The sequence below is a fragment of the Novosphingobium indicum genome, from assembly GCF_014645195.1.
GTDB lineage: Bacteria > Pseudomonadota > Alphaproteobacteria > Sphingomonadales > Sphingomonadaceae > Novosphingobium > Novosphingobium indicum.
In genome coordinates, this window is sequence record NZ_BMLK01000089.1 from 1 (window position 1) to 1,220 (window position 1,220).

Below are 1,220 nucleotides of genomic sequence, written 5' to 3' on the forward strand. Positions count from 1 at the left end.
GTTGAAGGGATCGGGATGCGCGGCGGTGATGAACGGAGCGAGGGGCTGTTCTCGTACGTGAGTTGCGAGGCTCGGGTGCCGGCGAACCATCCCCTTCGCGCGATCCGGGCGATTGTCGATGAAGCGCTCGAAGTGCTGTCTGCGGACTTCGACGGCCTGTATTCTCGTATCGGGAGGCCCTCGATCCCGCCCGAGAAACTCCTTCGGGCCTTGCTCCTGCAGGCGTTCTATTCGATCCGCTCGGAGCGCCAGTTGATGGAGCAGATGGACTACAACCTACTCTTTCGCTGGTTTGTCGGCCTGGCGATGGATGCGCCGATCTGGGATGTCACGGTCTTCACCAAGAACCGGGAGAGGCTGCTGGCAGGCGACGTTGCCGCCAAGTTCCTGTCGGCCATCATCAGCCAGGCGCGCGTACAGGCTCTTCTCTCGGACGATCATTTCTCGGTGGACGGCACGTTGATCGAAGCCTGGGCCAGCGTGAAGAGCTTCAGGTCCAAGGATGAAGGCGGCCCCGGGGATGATGATGACGGTGGGGCGGTCGCCAGCCGGGGCGAGCAGGCAGCAACGCCGACCGACCGTAGTGCCGGACGCGATTTTCGCGGAGAGAAGCGCAGCAATGCAACCCATGCATCGACCACCGATCCCGATGCCCGGCTGTTCAAGAAGGCGCGTGGCCAGGCTGCGAAGCTGTGCCACATGGCCCATGTCCTCATGGAGAACCGCAACGGCCTCGTTGTCGATGCGATCCTGACCCACGCCACCGGCACCGCCGAACGTGAGGCGGCGCTGACCATGCTGGGCCGTATGGAAGGACGCCATCGGATTACCCTGGGCGCGGACAAGAACTACGACACCGCCGCCTTCGTCGCGGCGCTGCGCGAGATGGGCGTCACCCCGCACGTGGCCCAGAACAACACCAACCGGCGTTCCGCCATCGACGGGCGCACGACACGCCATCCCGGCTACGGCCTCTCCCAGAAGATCCGCAAACGGATCGAGGAAGTGTTCGGATGGACGAAGACCTGCGGCACCATGCGAAAGACCCGCCATCGAGGCCAAGACCGCGTCGGATGGTCCTTCACGCTCACCGCTGCCGCCTACAACCTCATCAGACTGCCGAAACTGCTGGCTGCGGCCTAATCGTGCCGCTCACATCACCAAGACCGCGCCAACACGGCAGACAACTGCGAATTTCAGCCTCGAATGAGCGAGATCCT

General features: G+C 63.5%; 1 protein-coding gene. It reads left to right on the forward strand.

Annotated features, from left to right (window positions below; genetic code table 11):
• Positions 1–15: 15 nt before the first annotated feature.
• Positions 16–1,143 carry an IS5 family transposase gene (locus tag IEX64_RS24250; protein WP_188824036.1) on the forward strand — a complete coding sequence of 376 codons (1,128 nt, stop codon included), beginning with the start codon at positions 16–18 and terminating at the stop codon, positions 1,141–1,143.
• Positions 1,144–1,220 lie beyond the last annotated feature (77 nt).

What these genes read in the sequence shown, in the direction of transcription:
- IEX64_RS24250 (WP_188824036.1), top strand. Translation starts at nt 16, where the DNA reads ATGCGCGGCGGTGATGAACGGAGCGAGGGGCTGTTCTCGTACGTGAGT.